The organism is Haloarcula pelagica, assembly GCF_030127105.1.
GTDB lineage: Archaea > Halobacteriota > Halobacteria > Halobacteriales > Haloarculaceae > Haloarcula > Haloarcula pelagica.
Map to the genome: position 1 here is coordinate 1,811,906 of NZ_CP126161.1, position 16,785 is coordinate 1,828,690.

A 16,785-nucleotide genomic window follows, 5' to 3' on the forward strand; every position below is an offset into this window, starting at 1 on the left:
CGGCAGTCTCAAAAGCAGTGCGAAAGTCAGCCGTCGAACTCGACATCCTCGTCGCTGGCGTCCTCGTGAGTGATCGAGATAGCGTCGGTGGTCTGGACCGCGGCCAGTCCGTCGATGGCACAGACCGCCTCTACGGCCGTCTGCGGGACGGTAACGGCCAGGTCGTCGAACTGGAGGTGTCGGTCGACAGCCGCGCCGGCAGCCGCGGCCGCGTCGGCGACGGCCTCGGGCTCGGCGTCGGGAGCCGTTTCCAGCACCAGGCCGATCGACTCGCCCGCGATGGGGTCTGCACGGATGCTCTCGACGGCGCGGGAGACGTACATCATTCCGACGAGGGGCCGCCGGGGCCTTGGTTCACTCGGTCGGCCGTCTCCAGGCGGGACTCGGCGACGGCGAAGGCGAGCGTGCTGGACAGTCCCAGCAGCGTCCCGCCGGTCAACACTGCCGCGAGGTACTGGAGGTCCTGGAACCCGAGGAAGAAGGCGCTGACGCCGTGGAGTACCGCCGCGATAGCGAGCACGTAGAACGGCGCGTTGAGGTAGCGCCACTCGAACGCCTCGCGGAGGTACTCGTCGGTCACGCGCCCGAGGCTCGAAGTGACGCCGGCGACGGCGAACCACTGGATCGCGCCGTAGACCAGCGCCGACAGCACCTCGACGGCCGAGACGGGGTCGGACAGCGATTCCAGTGTCTGGACGCCGTTGACGCCGCCGATGACGAGCAGGGCGGCGGCGACGACGTAGGTGATGATCGTCACCCGGCCGGCGTACAGCCCGGCGGTGGTCCGCTGGACGAGGTCGTCGAGCAACTGTTCGACGCCGAGTCCGCGGGCGAGCAGATAGAGCCCGAACAGGCCGGAGATGACGCCCAGTGCCGACCCCGGCCAGCCGAGGTAGTCGAGCAGGATCGTCAGCGGGTAGATCAGGAGGAGGATCCCGAGCGGGACGAGGATCGTCCCGCGGGTCTCGGGGTCGTCGAGCACCTGCTTGATGGTGTAGTACATCGATTCGAGGTCCTGGGCCTGGCGGACGACCACCCGGCGGACGCCGTCGATCCGGACCCGCGAGCGGATCACCGGGACGACGGACTCGTCCTGTGCGCCGTCGGTGACCACCAGGGCGCGAACGTCTTCGCGCGCGGTCAGCGAGGCAAGGACCGTATCGACCTCCTCGCCGACGGCGCGGTTGGCCGCGACATCGCTGCCGTCGACGCCGGTGACTGCGGCGACCGCGACGGGTTCGTCGGTGACCGCGTCGTGGATGTGGACCCCCTCGAAGAGGACGTTCACGTCCGAGTCCTCGGGGTCTGTCTCGGCGAGGGCCACCGCGGCCTCCTCGACGGCGTCGCGGCCGACGACCGGCGTCTCCACGTCGGTCTTGCGGCCGAGGTCGTCGTCGAGGTCGACACACAGCACCAGCAGCATAGTCCGGGCTACGAGACCGGCCGTTAATTGCTTTCTGGCGTTCACTCGGCGTCGAGACGGGTCCGGCGCTCGACGACGAGCAGCGCCGCCAGGCCGAAGATGATCAGCGTGTAGGCCGCCGCCGCCAGCAGCGCTAGCTGCTCGGTGGCGTACTCGCCGGTCCGGAAGATGATCGCCTTCCGGACCATCGCGATGACGCCGGTGTAGATGACCAGGCGGACGATCTGGCGGGTGTCGCTCTCCTGGGTGTAGGCGACGACGGTCTGGTACACCTCGACGATGATAAAGAGGAGCAAGGCGGTGTCGATGAAGCCGACGACGACGAGCGGGTCCGTGATGTCGCCCCTGACCCCGCTCTGGAAGATCTGGAGTCCGAGATCGAAGACGCCGATGGCGAACAGCACCACCAACACGAGCGCCGCGACGACCTCGACGTAGCGGATGAGCGTCTCGCTGAACGCGAGGATGCGCTCGTCGGGCGACTCCGCGTCGAGCGACCCGCCGACCGAATCGGGGTCCTCGTTCGCCATACCGGACGTATGTCACCGAGCGTGTAAGAATGGCGTCCCTATCTGATGTGGCCGGGGTCGGCGGGCCGGGGTTTCGGGGGGTCGGTGCTGTCCGTTTGCGTGCGCAGTCTGACGACGAGAGCGGCCACCGGGAGCAAGAGGAGACTCCCGACGACGAACGGCGACCAGTAGCCGACGGCGGCGTAGAGCCCGCCCATCACTGGCGGACCGACCGTCCGGGCGAGGCTGCCGGCGCCTTGTGTCACGCCGAACGCGCTCCCCTGGAGGTCGGCACTGGCCCGTTGAGAGACCAGCGCCGTCAGCGTCACCGAGAGGACGCCGTTGCCGACCGGCAGCAGCGTCAGGACGGCGAGCAGTCCCAGCAGGTCGGCGGTGAGAAACGGGACGAGGTGGGTCAGCGACGGGAAAACGGTGCCGACCGCGATCGAGAACGGGAGGGCACCGACACCGACGACGAGGACGGCCGTGCCGGCCAGCGAGAGGGCGATCGGGCTGTAGCGGGCGGTCAGCGGACCGACCAGGACGCCCTGTGTCACCACCGCGAGGACGCCGACGTAGGTCAACAGCAGCGCGCTCTGGGCGGCGGTGTAGCCGTAGATGTCGGCGACGTAGGGGACGAACATGATCTGGACGCCCGAGAAGGCAAACGAGACCAGGAAGAAGGCCACGAGCAGTTCCCGCAGGCCCGCGGTCGAGACAGCGGCCCCGAGTTGGCCGATCGCCGACTGTCGCTCGGTCGGTGCACCGTCGGGCGAGCGGGATTCGGGCAGGAAGGCGAGCGCGACGACGACCCCACAGAGGCTGGCGAAGGCGGCGGCGAAACTGGGCAGCGAGAACCGCGTGATCGGGACCGCGGGGACCACCGCGTCGACGGCCGCGACGGTGGCGTCGAAGCTCAACACGGCGCCGATCCCCGGTCCGAAGATGAACCCCAGGCCGAACGCGGCGCCGATGTAGCCAAGCGCGGCCGCGCGACGTTCCGGCGGCGTCACGTCGGCGACGTAGGCCTGCGCCGTCGAGAGGTTCCCGCCCATCGCGCCGGCGAGCATCCGGGAGACGAACAGCAGCCACAGCGCGTCGGCCAGGCCAAAGACCGTCCAGGCGACCACTGAACCACACAGCGAGAGGATCAACACCGGCCGCCGGCCGACGCGGTCCGACAGCGATCCCAGGAGCGGGGCGAACGCGAACTGCATCGCCGAGTACGACGCCGCCAGCAGCCCGATGACGAACTCCGTCCCACCCGGGAACGACCGCGTGTAGTACGGGAGGATGGGGATGATGATGCCAAAGCCCAGGAGGTCCAGAAAGACCACGGCGAAGACGATGGCGAACCCGCGGCGGCGGGCGGACTCCTGCATACGATGCCGTGGGCGGCCGGCAGGCGTAAAGCTACGGTGTGGGGCCAGCCCACACGCGCCACGGCCGACCTGATGCGCACGCTTTTTGCCGCTGGAGGCGGTGACTCCGTGTACGCAATGATCTCCGAGGGCTGCGAGCAGTGTGCCAAAGGCGGCAAGATGGTGCTGTTCGTCTACGGCTACTGTGACCAGCGGGACTGTTTCTACTGCCCGCTCGGGGAGAACCGCAAGAACGTCACGCAGATGTACGCCAACGAGCGGCCCGTCGAGTCCGACGCGGACGTGATCGAGGAGGCAAAGCGCATGAGCGCGCTGGGGACCTCGATCACCGGCGGCGAGCCCCAGGAAGTGCTCGACCGGACCTGTCACTACCTCGAACTCCTCAAAGACGAGTTCGGCGAGGACCACCACACGCACCTCTACACCGGTATCCCCGGCGGCCGCGAGAACATGCGCCGGCTCAGCGAGGCCGGACTCGACGAGATTCGCTTCCACCCGCCGCTGGAGCAGTGGGGTGACCTCCACGGCACCGAGTGGGAGGAGATCCTCTACATCGCCCGCGAGGAGGGGCTGACACCGGCCTTCGAGATCCCCGGCATCCGCGCCGAGGAGGAGTTCCTGGAGTTCTTAGACGAGGGAGCCGCCGACTTCTGTAACATCAACGAGTTCGAGATGTCGGACGGGAACTACCGCCGGATGCAGGAGGCGGGCTTCGAGCTGAAAGACGACCACATGAGCGCCGTCGAGGGGTCCCACGACATCCTCGAACGGATGGGCGACCACGAGAAGGTCTACTTCTGTACGAGCGTGTTCAAAGACGCCGCGCAGCACCGCTCGCGGCTCAAACGCATGGCCCGGAACATCCGCCGGCCCTTCGACGAGGTGACCGACGACGGGACGCTGGTCTACGGGAAGGCCTGGGCCGGCGAACAGCGCTTCGTCGAGTTAGGCGTCCCCGAGGAGTTCTACACCGTCAAGTCGGACCACGTCGAACTCGCCTGGTGGCTCTTAGAGGAGATGGTCGAGGACGGCGACCTCGAAAAGGGCGAGATCGTCGAACAGTACCCGACCTACGACGCGACGGTCGTCGAGCGGACGCCCGTTTCGGGCGGGACCGCGAGCGGACGGGCCGCCGCCGGGGACTAGATTCCCGGCGCCAGCGCCGCTGGTTCGCGGAATCGAGCGATCGACGTGCCTGTATCATCCAGTCGCCGAGCCCCACGCCGACAGCCAGCTGTCGAGTTGGCCGCTCATGTAGAGGATGACCAGTGCGGGCGGAACGAGTCCGATCAGCGAGGCGACCGCGACCATGTTCGGATACCCCAGTTGCCACAGCGGGGTGACGAACTCCTGGAGGCGCGACTGGACGGTGTAGCCGATCCCCCGGGCTCCAGTGGTCATGAACGCCGTGAAGAAGTACTCCGTGTATGCCTCGATGAACACGAGCGTGGCGACGCTGACGATCCCGGGCCGGGCCAGCGGGAAGATGACCAGTCGGAGCGCCTGACCCCGGGTCGCGCCGGCGATCCGGGCCGCGTCTTCGAGGTCGTCGGGGACGCCGGCGAAGAAGACGGTGAGCAAGCCGATCGCCAGCGGGACGATGAGCGCACTCGACGGGAGGACGATCCCCGCCGGAGTGTTGAACAGTTCCGGTGGCGAGACGCCGGCGACGCTGACGTATCCCCGGAACAGGCGGTACAGCGGGAGCGCGATCCCCTGGGGTGGGACGACGGCGACCAGAAGGACGGCGACGAGCAGCGGTCTCCGACCGGGAAACTCCAGTCGGCCGAACACGTAGCCGGCCGGCGTCGCGACCAGGAGGACGAACGCCGTCGTCAGCAGCGAGATAAAGAGGCTGTTGCCCAGCACGCTCACCCAGTTGGTCGTCCCGAACGCGAGCGCGACCCCCTCGGCGGAGACGGTCGTCGGGACGACCCCGACGTTCTGCCAGACCTGGGGGTGTGGGGTGACCGCGACGACGGCGGTCCAGTAGATCGGGAACAGGGCGACGACGAGGCTGACCGCGAGCGCCAGCCGGAAACAGAGCCGCTCGAAGCGCTCGCCGTGTGGCCCGGCCAGTCGAGCGAGGCGCTCGCCACGACGGCGGTCGGCGTCGCTCTCGTCGGTATCGCGGCGGGATCGTGACACGTCAGGACACACCTCGATGTCGGGTTGGTCCCGTTCGACCGTCCGTGAGAGGGGTCCCGTCTCCGGTGGTATCGATCACACTCGACACGCGGTCGCTCCGCGCCTAAACACCCCGATAGCTGAAATATCAGCTTGAGTGGCGAGTCAGCGGCCAGAGAGGTCGCTGAGGCAGTCCTGACAGTAGGTCACGTCGTCACGGTTGTGGGTGCCACAGCTGTCACAGGCGATCATCTCGTCGGGGACCGGGTCGGCTCGCGTCGCCGCCGCCCGCACCGCCGTCGCGTCGATGTTCCAGCCGCCGTGGTCGCTCTCCATCGACCTGGCGCGCTGCTGTGCGCGCTGGATCAGTTCGTCGTCACGCATCGCTTCCAGTCCCCGCCACAGTCCCAGGAAGAGGAGGGTCGGGGCGACGATGACGAACAGGCCGGCAGCGACCCGGATCGCGAGCTCTACCTGTCCGATTGCCATAACCTGACATTGGGCTGGAACGGTGAGTATCCTTCGCTCACGCTAACAGTTGCGTCAGTAGTCGTACAGCGAGACGACGAAGGGGAGTCTGGCGAGCATCCAGACGGCGACGGGGATGCCGACCACCGTCAGCGTCAGCGCGTACGCCGCGGCCGTCCAGAGACCGCTCGCCCACCAACCGATACAGAGGAACCACACGGCACGAACCGGCAGCGAATACGGCTCTCTCTGGCGCTCCTTCGGCGGCGGGGCCCGTCGCTTGAGCGACACCACTACCGGGACCCGGTTGATCAGGGCGATCCCCAGCGGGATGCCGACGATGGTGAGGTTCAACAGCCAGGCGGCGGTGAGCCAGAGCCCGGTGAGCCACCACCCCACGAACAGGAACCAGACGGCACGGACGAGCAGCGGCGGCTGATCGCGCATAGTCGATACTACCCCGGCAGCGGGGATAAGTGTCGTGTCGGTCCGTCGTGCTCTCGGTGTCGTCCGTGATTCGAGCCGGACTGTGTGGGTGTGTCACGGTCACCGAACGCTTTTTCCTCCCGTCGTCGACCGACGCGTATGGACGACCTGCCCGAGTCGGACGCCTTCGGCGCGATGTGTCGGGACTACCACGAAGGCGGCGACGCCTTCGAGGTGATCGAACGCGACGACGGGTTCGTCGAGTGCCCGGCCGGCCCGGAGCTGTACTTCTCGACGCCCGACGAGTGGAGCGCCCTCGGCCACGCCGCCGTCGAGTGGGCCGAGGGTCACGTCCTCGACGTGGGCTGTGGTCCCGGCCGGCACGCGCTGGCGCTCCAGGAGCGGGGTCACGACGTGACCGGGATCGATCTCTCGCCGGGCGCGATCGGTGTCGCGCGGGATCGGGGCGTCGAGGACGTGCAACGCTATGACGTGGCCGACGCCGCCGACTTAGACGGGCTCTTCGACTCGGCCGTGCTGTTGGGCAACAACTTCGGCCTCGTCGGGAGTGCCGAGCGGGCACCCGAGGTTCTGGGTTCGCTCGCCGAAGCGACGACCGACGCCGCGACACTGATCGCGTCGAGTCTGGACCCGCTCGACACCGACGACCCTGCACACCTGAACTACCACGAGCGCAACCGTGACCGCGACCGGCTGCCGGGCAGAATCCGCATCCGAACCCGGTACCGCCAGTACATTGGCGAGTGGCACGACTACCTCCACGCCGCGCCCGAGACGATGCGGGACCTCGTCGAGGAGACCCGCTGGACGGTCGACGCCGTCGAACGTGAGGGGCCGCGCTACGTCGCGAAACTGCACAAGGCGTGACGGGGACCGCCCACCGAAGCAGGTGGTCTCGGCGTGGACTCGTCAGCGTTCGTTCAGTGCGGCGATAAGGCGCATGAGGGTAAGTCCCGTCTCCTCGCCCATCCGGTAGCGTTCGAGCGCCCGGTACACCTCGCCGATCTGGATACCCGCTCGACCGTTCGTGTCGTACCGCTCGACCACGTCCCGCTCTGGCGGTGTGGGTTCGGGGGTCGGCGTTACCGTGGGTGTTGGCGTCGGAGTTGGTGTCGCTGTCGGCGTGGGCGTCGGCGTCGCTGTCGGCGTTGCCGTTGGCGTGGGTGTTGCCGTCGGCGTCGGTGTTGGCGTCGGCGTCGGTGTTGGCGTCGGTGTTACCGTCGGCGTTGCGGTTGGCGTGGGCGTCGGAGTTGGTGTCGCTGTCGGCGTGGGCGTCGGAGTTGCCGTCGGCGTCGGTGTTGGCGTGGGCGTCGGAGTTGCCGTCGGCGTCGCTGTCGGCGTTGCCGTTGGCGTGGGTGTTGCCGTCGGCGTCGGTGTTGGCGTCGGCGTCGGAGTTGCCGTCGGCGTCGCTGTCGGCGTGGGCGTCGGCGTTGCCGTTGGCGTGGGCGTCGGCGTTGCCGTCGGTGTCGTCACCGTAACCAATCCAGAGTCTTCCACGGCCGACCCGTTCTCTGTGTACGGTGCATCGACCGACGACCCGAACTGGAACTCGTAGCGCCGGTCGGCGTCGGTATCCTGATGTGGCATCGCCACCAGCGTGGCGTCTTCGGTCAGTGATGGGGCCAGTTGTATCCGGATGTCGGTCGCCGATCCGGCCTCGATGTACGAACTGTTGCCGACGACGTTTCCGCTGGCGTTGTCGAGATGGATTGCGACGAACCCGCCGTCAGACATCGTGACCGATGCGACGGTGACAGTGTCGCCGACCGAGTCCTGATCGTTGAACGTCACGCTCGCGGTCGGCGCCCTGCCGATCCGACCGTCCACTGTTTCCTCCAGCAGCGAGGTTCCGTCACTCCGCTTGACATCGACGGTGAAGTTCGCCCCCTGCGCGTTGCTGCTGAAGTCTGCGGTTACCGACCACGTGCCGTCCGACTGGACGGTCGTCGACAGCGGCTTCACGAACGGCGCACCGCTGTCGGTCCCGGTCACTCGTACGTCGAGCGCCGTTCCCGGAGCGACTGTCGCCGTTCCCGTGAGTTCCTGTCCGGCCGCTTTCTGGACCGTTACCTCGTCGATCGCTCCGTCGTTATCGATGTCCGCGTTCGTCGAAACCGTCGCCGACGGCGTCTCGGAGAGCGCGGCCGAGGCCGATACTGTCGCGAACATCCCCCAGGCACTGACGACGAGCACGCAGACACCGATCGCTGCTGCCAACCCCTGACGGTAGTTCCCCCTCCCGACCATGGTTCGATCGTCTGTTCGGCCGAACCTGTTAAATAACTGTAGCCTGCTCGCGAGGGGCAGGCAGTTCTCCGCCGCGAATCACACCGCTCGAATCCGTCTTTGCGGTCGCCGTTCCGAACCGAAGTCCTCGGTTCCCTCAGACCTCGCCATCCTCGAAGACGAACGTCCCGTCCCGCTGGACGACTTCTCCGTCGACCTCGATGTACGAGTCCTCGCTCATGTCGACGATCATGTCGACGTGGACCGCCGACTCGTTCTGTTCGTTGTCCTCGCCGACGTTTGCCTCGTAGGCGCGGCCGACGGCCATGTGGACGGTGTCGCCCATCTTCTCGTCGAACAGCATGTTGTAGGTGAACCGGTCGATGTCGCGGTTCATGCCGATCCCGAGTTCCCCGAGGTAGCGAGCGCCCTCGTCGGTGTCGAGGACTTCGGTCAGCAGGGCCTCGTTCTTCTCGGCGCTGTGGGAGACGACCTCGCCGTCCTCGAAGCGGAGGTAGACGCCGGTGATCTCCCGGCCCTGGTGGTAGAGGGGTTTGTCGAACAGCACCTCGCCCTCGACGCTCTCGCGGACGGGGGCGGTGAAGACCTCGCCGCCAGGCAGGTTCTTCTCGCCGTAGTCGTTGAGCGTCTCGTTGCCCGCGATCGACATCCGTACGTCGGTGGTGTCCCCGGAGACGATCCGGACCTCCTCGGCGGGGTCGAGGATGTCGACCATCTGGGACTGGTGCTCGCGGACCGCGTCCCAGTCTTTCAGGACGGCGTCCCAGACGAAGTTCTCGTACCCTTCGGTGGACATCTGGGCGAGCTGGGCGTTGGCCGCGGCGGGGAACTGCGTGAGACACCAGGTCTTCGAGAGGCGTTCGTTCAACAGCGGTTGCTGGGCCTGTTGGTACGCGCTCGTGACTTCGGGGTCGACATCGCTGGTCTCGGTGACGTTGGCGCTGCCCCGAATCGCGATGTAGGCGTCCATCTCCTCGTAGAGGGCCTGGACGTGGCTCGGCGTCTCGAACTCCTCGCGGTTCCGGAGATACGCCCGGCGGAACCGCTCGCCGAGTCGTTCCTGGACGACCAGCGGGTTCGCTCCGCGGTCGGCGGCGGCCTCGTGGAGAGCGACGACGAGATCATCCGAGACGGGGTGGGCGTCGATGACGATGTCGTCACCGGCGCTCAGGTCGATGGAGTGGTCGACGATAACGTCTGCATGTTCGCGGATACGCGGGTCCATACCGCTACTGTTAGCGACGGCCACAAACCGTTTTCGCCCCCGCTACTTCTTTTTGCTCTGCTGGAACCCCTCTTTGAAGCCGAGAAAGGTCCGCCGAAGCATGAGGTACATGAAGAAGAAAAAGAGGAGCACGGCAGCCAGGAGTCCCAGCGTGATGACATCGACCATACCGGCAGTTGTCAGCGGGACTTCAAAGAGGTTTCGCCACCGGGCGACAGACGGGCCGAGGCGGTCGATTTCCGAGAGTGAAATAGGTGTTTGAGCGATATGTGCAACGGCTGTCGAACCTTGGCAAAGACTCATAACCCGATAGAACATACGTAATTTCATGTCGCTGCTGCCCTCTCGGGACCCGGCAACCCCCGACGCCGAGCCCCGAGTCATCGGCGTGGACAGCGAGGACGCGGACGACGTGTTGTCCGCACTCTCGGCGGAGACCGCCCGAAACTTGCTCGCAGAACTCAACCGTGAGCCGGCGCCACCGGGCGAACTCGCGGACCGTGTCGACACGTCCCTCCAGAACGCACAGTACCATCTGGACAAACTGGAGAACGCCGGAGCCGTCGAGGTCGTCGACACCGCCTACTCCCAGAAGGGCCGCGAGATGGACGTGTTCGCGCCCGCGAACCAGCCGCTGGTCATCTGTGCCGGCGACGAACAGGAGACCTCGGGGCTGCGGGCAGCGCTGTCGAACCTGTTGGGGGGACTCGCCGTCGTCGCGCTCGCGAGCGTCTTCGTCCAGGAGGTGTTCGGTGGCGGGCTCTCGGCGCTGTTCGGGCCGACCGTCCGCAGCGGGAGCGCGGACACGACCGATCCACAGCCGAGCCTCTACGCCGAGAACGGGACGATCGCCGACGGTGGGTTCACCGACACGGCGGTCGGCGCGATCGACGGGGCGACACAGGGCGGGGCCGACGCGGCAGCCGCGGTCGCACCGGGGATCGCCTTCTTCGCCGGTGGCGCGGTCGTTCTCGCGGCGATGACGGTTCTGTGGTACGCCCAGCGTCGTGTGTAAAACGGTCGTTTGACTCTCCAGTAGCTCCTTTAGTTTGGGTGGTATACACTCACGTGCGCCGACCCGTGGGATCCAGTCTGACACTCCACCACTGGCATTCCACCGGCACTACTCCGTGTGTCGTCACTGCTCCCACTGGACCGATTCGAGCGTGGTCCCGTCGGGCGAGCGCAGGCGGGCTTGGACGCGCTCGGCAGTCGCGTCGAGTTCGGCGTGGGCTGCCCGGTACCGCCGCGGGTCGGCGTAACTTCCAGGATTGACGAGCAAGTGTTCGTCACGTGCCTGCAACTCCGGCCGATGTGAGTGGCCGACGACCACCACGTCGGCTCCCTCCTGGCGCGCGAGCATCGTCAGCGCCGTCTCCGTGTGTTCGTGGCCGTGGACGACCAGCACCCGCAGTCCCCGCCAGTCACAGGTGGCGACCGACGGGAGGCGCTCTCTGATCGCCGGTCCGTCGTTGTTCCCGACGACCGCCGTGAGCGACGGCGCCACCCCCTCGACGGCGTCGAGGACCCGTTCTGTGGTGAAATCGCCCGCGTGGACGACGTGATCGGCCGTCCGGACGGCGTCGAGCGTCGCGCCCGTCAACCGGTGGTCGTCGGTCCCGTGCGTGTCGGAGATGACCGTGAGCATACCGAACAGAGGGGCGCCGGGTATAAATCCCGAACCACTTTGCGTGCGGGTCGTGAGAGGACACCCAATGGCCGGAAGCAGATCAGTCGTCCTCGCCGCCCTCGTCGCCAACGGTGCCATCGCGATCCTGAAGTTCTTCGGGTTCCTCCTGACCGGAAGCGCCGCGATGCTGTCGGAAACGTACCACAGCATCTCCGACACCGGGAACCAGGTGTTCTTGCTCATCGGGATCCGCTACAGCGGCCGCGAACGCGACCGCAGACATCCCTTTGGCTACGGCAAGGCACAGTTCTTCTACAGCTTCCTCGTCTCGGTGTTTCTCTTTGGCATCGCGGGCTGGGAGAGCCTGAAACACGGCTACGGCGAACTCACGTCCGGCGGCCACGGCTCGGAGGGGGCACAGGCCGGGATCGACTTCCTGTTCATCCAGTACACGCCGCCGGCGTGGCTCGACCCGCTGTGGGTCAACTACACCGTCCTGCTCGGCGCCTTCGCCTTCGAGACGTGGGCGCTGTGGAAGGCCCGCGCGGAGATGCAACGCCAGATCGACGCCAACGACTGGAGCGGCTACAGGGAGGCGTTCCGCAAGACCAGCGACGTGACGACGCTGACCGCACTGACCGAGGACGCTATCGCACTCGCCGGAATCGTCATCGCGCTCGTCGGGCTCTTTCTCACCCAGCAGACGGGCAACGAAGTCTTCGATCAGCTCTCGGCGGTGTTGATCGGGCTCATGCTGATGGGCTTTGCCCTGGCGCTGGCGTGGGAGAACAAACGGCTCCTGCTGGGCGAGAGCCTCCCGAAAGACGAGGAGCGGAAACTGGAGACGGTCATCCGGGACAACGACAGCGTCACCGATATCGTCGACTTCCGGACGGTCTACTTCGGTCCGGGACGGCTGCTGGTGTCGGCGGACATCGCGTTCGCGTCCGACCTGGATACCCAAGGGGTCGACCGGGCGATCAGCGACATCGAGCGGGCGCTGGAAGACGCAAACGAGAGCGTCCGGAAGGTGTACATCGAACCCGAGACGAGCGGGACCGGTCAGCCGGCGTAGATATCGACATCGGCGAGCCACCAGGGCACCGCGATCCGGTCGGTGCCGGTCGTGACACGCATCTGGACGGTCCGGTTTGTCCCGTCCGAGTCCCGTTCGTAGTGGTCGACGTATCTGACGACCCCGCCCCGGTCGACGTACACCCGGGAGCGGACCGCGACCGTCTGGTCCGGATCGCCCGCGGTGATCGGAACGTCCGTATCGTTGGTCGACAGCACCGCCAGCGTCCGGTCGTTCCGAGTGACGGTCCCGACCCGCTCGTAGTCGTAGTCGGTCAGAAAGACCCGAAGCAGTGTCACGCCCGAGAGCGTACTGACGTAGGGAACCGAGCCGTCGCTGGGCGTCGTGAAGTAGTCGCGGTTGGGGTCGTCCGAGACCGAGCGGTACAGCGTCCCGTCGGCGACGACAGCGTCGTCGGCCACCGGCCCGAGCGTCCGTCTGACACGGACGATATCAGCGTCCCGGTCGACCCAGACATCCCTGGTGTTGCGCGGCCCCTCCCGGACGACCCGCCGGTGGAAGTTCCGGCCCGCCAGCGCGGTGTCGTGGCGCACGAGGACACGCTGGAGATCGACCGAGCCGTTCGCTCGCGGGAGTTCGACCGGCCGGTCCGTCGGCGTCTCGGGGAGCGGCGCCGGGGTCACCGTCCGGTCCGGACCGCCGGCGTCCGTCCCCAGGAACCCCGAACAGCCCGCCAGCAGGACGAGTCCGACGACTGCGAGCGGCCGCCACATGCCCCGATGGACGGACGCGGGCCGGAAGTAGCTGCCGGGGCGAACCCTTTTGCCCGAGAGCGGCCAACCAAGGCCCGTGGCGACGAGCGACGACGGCTACCTGCGGTATTTCCCCTACGAGGAGCCCTACGACCACCAGCAGGAGGCGATGGCGACCATCTTCGAGGCGCTGGAGGACGGCCGGGACGTGCTCTTCGAGGGGGCCTGTGGCACCGGGAAGACACTTGCCTCCCTGGTCCCGGCGCTGGAACACGCCCGCGAGACGAACAAGACCGTCGTCATCACGACCAACGTCCACCAGCAGATGCGCCAGTTCGTGGCCGACGCCCGGGCGATCACCGACCAGGAGCGACTGCGGGCGGTCGTCTTCCGCGGGAAGGGGTCGATGTGTCACATCGACGTGGACTACGAGGAGTGTCAGGCCCTGCGGGACACGACCCGGGATCTGGTCGAGACCGAGCAGGACATCGCCGACCTCGAACAGCGCGAGGGGGAACTGCTCGAAGCCGGACAGGAGGGCAGCAGCGAGGCCATGGAGGCCCGGGACGCCGTCGTGGACGAACTCCGGGGGCTCCAGGACGACCTCGAAGAGCTGGAGTCGGAACGGTCGACCTGTGACCACTACTACCGGAACCTCACCGAGAACACGGAGGCGTTCTACGGCTGGCTCTACGACGACGTGCGGACGCCCGACGATGTCTACGAGTACGCCCACGAGCGGGGGATGTGCGGCTACGAACTGCTGAAAGAGGGGATGGACGGGGTCGATCTGGTGGTCTGTAACTACCACCACCTGCTCGACCCGACGATCCGCGAGCAGTTCTTCCGGTGGCTGGGCCGAGACCCAGAAGACATCATCGCCGTCTTCGACGAGGCCCACAACGTCGAGTCCGCGGCCCGGGACCACGCCCGCCGCACGCTGACCGAGAACACGCTCGACCAGGCCATCGACGAACTCGACGGGGTCGACGACGACCGGGCCGGGGCGGCCGGGAACGTCCTGTCGACGTTCCGGGACGCACTGGTCGAGGCCTACGAGGAGAGTTTCGGGTTCGGGGATCGCGAGCAGGTCGACGACCACTGGGAGGACATCACCGTCGCCAACGACGATCGGAAAGACGACCTCACGCTCGCCTTCCTCCAGGGGTACACCGGCCCCGGCTTCCACGAGGAACTGTCGACGGCGGTCGAACTGGGCCGGGATCTGGACGCCCGCTACGAGGAGCAGTTCAAGGAGGGGAAACTCGACACCCGCAAGGAGTGTCAGACCCTCCAGGCCGCTGCCTTCCTCGACGACTGGCTGGCCGAGAGCGACGAACACGGCCAGTACCCAGTCGTCAGCGTCCGCCGGGACGAGAGCACCGACGCGGTGTACGGCCGGGCGGAACTCTACACCTGCATCCCCGAGGAAGTGACGCGAGACCTCTTCGAGGAGTTGCACGCGTCGGTACTGATGAGCGCCACGCTGCGGCCCTTCGACGTGACCGAGGACGTGGTCGGACTGGACGACCCGGTGACGATGGCCTACGGCGCGCAGTTCCCCGAGGAGCGCCGGCGGACATACGCCGTCGACGGGCCGGCGCTCTTTTCGAGCGAGCGCGACGATCCACAGACACAGCAGACGATCGCCCGAACATTGGAGGACGTGATCCGGTTCACGCCGGGCAACACCCTCGTGTTCTGTCCGTCCTACAGCGAGGCCCGGCGCTACTACGAGATGGTCGCGGTCAGCGGGACCCGCTACCTCGACGAACCCGGCACGCAGGCCCGTGACCTCCGGGAGGCGTTCGTCGACGGCGACGACGGCGTCCTCTTTACCTCGCTGTGGGGGACCCTGGGCGAGGGGGTCAGCTACGACGGCGAGGACGCCCGGACCGTCGTGGTCGTCGGAGTCCCCTACCCCCACCTCGACGACCGGATGGAGGCCGTTCAGGACGCCTACGCGACCACCTTCGCCGACAGCGAGACCGGTACGACATCGGACGACGCGGGCTGGCGTTACGCCGTCGAGATCCCCACGGTCCGCAAGACGCGCCAGGCGCTCGGACGGGTGGTCCGCTCGCCAGACGACTTCGGCGCCCGCATCCTGCTCGACAAGCGCTACACCGAGGCCGCCGAGATGGAGATGCACGACTACGCGGTTCGGGGCACGTTCCCGCCGGAAGAACGCCGCGAGATGGTCGACATCGACCCCGAGAAACTGAAGTTCGCGATGCTGAACTTCTATCAGGACATGGGTGCATACGACGGCCCACCACCCAAGCCCTGAACACGGGTTCGAGCGCAGCGACTGATCGTTTCGGCACGTCTTTTATCGACCGGGCCGAGATGAATCCGATGGCAGACGACTCCCTCCGAGCGGTCGCGCGGTCGTACTTCGCGGACTCGATGAGCCCCGCCCACGACTGGCACCACGTCCAGCGGGTCGAGGCGCTGGCCGAGCGCCTGACCGGCGAGTACGCCGTCGACGAGCGGACCGTCGAACTGGCGGTGTGGTTCCACGACATCGGTCGGGCGAGAGAAGACGCCGGCGAGATCGACGACCACGCGGCGTGGGGCGCTCGGGAGGCCGAGCGGGTGCTGGCCGAGCGCGGGGTCGCCGACGGGCGGATCGACACCGTGACACAGGCCATCAGGGCACATCGGTACTCCAACGCCGTCGAACCGGCGAGCCGCGCGGCCGAGATCCTCTGTGACGCCGACAACCTGGACGCGCTGGGTGCCGTCGGGGTCGCCCGCTCGTTCACCTACGGCGGGGAGTTGGGCGAGACGATCCACGATCCGGACCTGCCGCCCGAAGCGGACCCGACGGCGGCCGGACAGAGCCAGTACAACCACCTCCACAAGAAGATCCTGGACCTGCCCGAACGGATGTACACCGACGCCGGCCGGGACATCGCCGAGGACCGCCGGGCGTTCGTCGAGCGGTTCGTCGACCGCTTCGACGCCGAGGTCGACGGGCGTCGTTAGAGGTCCGGTTCCAGTTCGGTCCCGCAATCGGGACAGACGAGCAGGAAACCCTCGTCGGCCGGTGCGAGCGCGAGAACGTCGCTGTCACAGTCGGGACAGGGCTGTGCGACGCGGCTCTCGGTGGTCTCTTTAGGTGCGCCGAGTGCCAGCGCGACGACCTGCTCGTCGCTCTCGTTGCGCCCCTGCTGGTAGTCCCCAGGTGCGAACCGGACCGCTTCGCCCGGGCCGACGGTGACCGTCTCGCTCTCGCCGGCGGGATCACTCCGGTACTCGAAGGTCGCAGTCCCTTCGACGACGTAGAACAGTTCCTCCTGGTCAAGGTGGGCGTGCAGCCCGCCGGAGAAGCCCTCGCCCGGCTCCAGAACGTAGCGGTTGATCGCCACGTCGGTCGCGCCCAGCGGGTCCGCGAGCCCGCGTCGGTCGACATCGCCACCCAGCGACTGCGGTTCGACTTCGTCTACGGAGACGTGCTCCATAGCGGGTGTCGGGGACCGGACGACAAAAACGCCGTCCCAAACGACCCGGCGGAAACCGGATAGTTTGAAGGG

The 16,785-nt window shown here is 67.2% G+C and carries 19 protein-coding genes; 6 read left to right on the top strand and 13 right to left on the bottom strand.

The window, feature by feature from the left end:
* Positions 1-26 precede the first annotated feature (26 nt).
* The 4 genes from P1L40_RS09540 to P1L40_RS09555 are packed head-to-tail and all read right to left on the bottom strand — an operon-like array spanning position 27 to position 3,314.
* Positions 27-323: a hypothetical protein gene (locus P1L40_RS09540; protein WP_284006597.1), complete on the bottom strand. Its 297-nt coding sequence runs from the start codon at positions 321-323 to the stop codon at positions 27-29.
* Positions 323-1,423, bottom strand: coding sequence for a DUF373 family protein (locus P1L40_RS09545; protein WP_284006598.1), 1,101 nt, complete (start codon positions 1,421-1,423; stop codon positions 323-325). The genes P1L40_RS09540 and P1L40_RS09545 overlap by 1 nt, the downstream gene beginning before the upstream one ends.
* Before the next feature lie 41 nt (positions 1,424-1,464).
* Entirely contained in the window at positions 1,465-1,953 is a 489-nt protein-coding gene (locus P1L40_RS09550; RefSeq protein ID WP_284006600.1) for a phosphate-starvation-inducible PsiE family protein, read from the bottom strand.
* 38 nt (positions 1,954-1,991) lie between these two features.
* The gene (locus tag P1L40_RS09555; protein ID WP_284006602.1) at positions 1,992-3,314 is read right to left on the bottom strand and encodes an MFS transporter; all 1,323 of its coding nucleotides are present in this window, start codon (positions 3,312-3,314) and stop codon (positions 1,992-1,994) included.
* Between the two features lie 117 nt (positions 3,315-3,431).
* Here P1L40_RS09555 and P1L40_RS09560 point away from each other — a divergent pair, with 117 nt between their 5' ends.
* Entirely contained in the window at positions 3,432-4,460 is a 1,029-nt protein-coding gene (locus P1L40_RS09560) for a radical SAM protein (RefSeq protein WP_284006603.1), read from the top strand.
* Between the two features lie 54 nt (positions 4,461-4,514).
* Here P1L40_RS09560 and P1L40_RS09565 read toward each other — a convergent pair whose 3' ends face one another.
* The 3 genes from P1L40_RS09565 to P1L40_RS09575 form a co-directional block, all read right to left on the bottom strand.
* Positions 4,515-5,462: a carbohydrate ABC transporter permease gene (locus tag P1L40_RS09565; RefSeq protein ID WP_284006604.1), complete on the bottom strand. Its 948-nt coding sequence runs from the start codon at positions 5,460-5,462 to the stop codon at positions 4,515-4,517.
* A 144-nt stretch (positions 5,463-5,606) separates the two neighbouring features.
* Positions 5,607-5,930: a DUF7577 domain-containing protein gene (locus P1L40_RS09570; RefSeq protein ID WP_284006606.1), complete on the bottom strand. Its 324-nt coding sequence runs from the start codon at positions 5,928-5,930 to the stop codon at positions 5,607-5,609.
* Positions 5,931-5,984: 54 nt separating this feature from the next.
* Positions 5,985-6,356, bottom strand: coding sequence for a YccF domain-containing protein (locus P1L40_RS09575; protein ID WP_284006608.1), 372 nt, complete (start codon positions 6,354-6,356; stop codon positions 5,985-5,987).
* Between the two features lie 138 nt (positions 6,357-6,494).
* Between P1L40_RS09575 and P1L40_RS09580 the strand changes: the two genes are divergently transcribed.
* Positions 6,495-7,223: a methyltransferase domain-containing protein gene (locus P1L40_RS09580; protein ID WP_284006609.1), complete on the top strand. Its 729-nt coding sequence runs from the start codon at positions 6,495-6,497 to the stop codon at positions 7,221-7,223.
* 42 nt (positions 7,224-7,265) lie between these two features.
* On the opposite strand, the gene P1L40_RS09585 is transcribed toward P1L40_RS09580, so the two are convergent.
* From P1L40_RS09585 to P1L40_RS09595, 3 genes are all read right to left on the bottom strand, one after another.
* Positions 7,266-8,603, bottom strand: a complete 1,338-nt coding sequence (locus P1L40_RS09585) for a DUF7282 domain-containing protein (protein WP_284006611.1) — start codon at positions 8,601-8,603, stop codon at positions 7,266-7,268.
* A 136-nt stretch (positions 8,604-8,739) separates the two neighbouring features.
* The gene (locus P1L40_RS09590) at positions 8,740-9,828 is read right to left on the bottom strand and encodes an aminopeptidase (RefSeq protein ID WP_284006612.1); all 1,089 of its coding nucleotides are present in this window, start codon (positions 9,826-9,828) and stop codon (positions 8,740-8,742) included.
* Positions 9,829-9,870: 42 nt separating this feature from the next.
* A complete protein-coding gene (locus tag P1L40_RS09595) occupies positions 9,871-9,996 on the bottom strand; it encodes a DUF7859 family protein (protein ID WP_284006613.1) in 126 nt (41 codons plus the stop codon).
* A 160-nt stretch (positions 9,997-10,156) separates the two neighbouring features.
* Between P1L40_RS09595 and P1L40_RS09600 the strand changes: the two genes are divergently transcribed.
* On the top strand, positions 10,157-10,843 hold the full coding sequence (locus P1L40_RS09600) for an ArsR/SmtB family transcription factor (protein WP_284006614.1): 687 nt from the start codon (positions 10,157-10,159) through the stop codon (positions 10,841-10,843).
* A gap of 123 nt (positions 10,844-10,966) precedes the next feature.
* Here the strand turns inward: P1L40_RS09600 and P1L40_RS09605 are convergent, their stop codons facing one another.
* Positions 10,967-11,476 (bottom strand): metallophosphoesterase, encoded by a 510-nt coding sequence (locus P1L40_RS09605; RefSeq protein ID WP_284006615.1) that lies wholly within the window; start codon positions 11,474-11,476, stop codon positions 10,967-10,969.
* Between the two features lie 67 nt (positions 11,477-11,543).
* Between P1L40_RS09605 and P1L40_RS09610 the strand changes: the two genes are divergently transcribed.
* Positions 11,544-12,533 (top strand): cation diffusion facilitator family transporter, encoded by a 990-nt coding sequence (locus tag P1L40_RS09610; protein WP_284006617.1) that lies wholly within the window; start codon positions 11,544-11,546, stop codon positions 12,531-12,533.
* Here the strand turns inward: P1L40_RS09610 and P1L40_RS09615 are convergent.
* A complete protein-coding gene (locus P1L40_RS09615) occupies positions 12,521-13,267 on the bottom strand; it encodes a hypothetical protein (RefSeq protein ID WP_284006619.1) in 747 nt (248 codons plus the stop codon). The genes P1L40_RS09610 and P1L40_RS09615 overlap by 13 nt on opposite strands.
* 76 nt (positions 13,268-13,343) lie before the next feature.
* Between P1L40_RS09615 and P1L40_RS09620 the strand changes: the two genes are divergently transcribed.
* Together P1L40_RS09620 and P1L40_RS09625 are read left to right on the top strand one after the other, a co-directional pair.
* Positions 13,344-15,536, top strand: coding sequence for an ATP-dependent DNA helicase (locus P1L40_RS09620; RefSeq protein WP_284006620.1), 2,193 nt, complete (start codon positions 13,344-13,346; stop codon positions 15,534-15,536).
* 68 nt (positions 15,537-15,604) lie between these two features.
* The gene (locus tag P1L40_RS09625) at positions 15,605-16,237 is read left to right on the top strand and encodes an HD domain-containing protein (RefSeq protein WP_284006621.1); all 633 of its coding nucleotides are present in this window, start codon (positions 15,605-15,607) and stop codon (positions 16,235-16,237) included.
* Here P1L40_RS09625 and P1L40_RS09630 read toward each other — a convergent pair.
* Positions 16,234-16,713, bottom strand: a complete 480-nt coding sequence (locus P1L40_RS09630; protein WP_284006622.1) for a cupin domain-containing protein — start codon at positions 16,711-16,713, stop codon at positions 16,234-16,236. The genes P1L40_RS09625 and P1L40_RS09630 overlap by 4 nt on opposite strands.
* Positions 16,714-16,785: the final 72 nt, after the last annotated feature.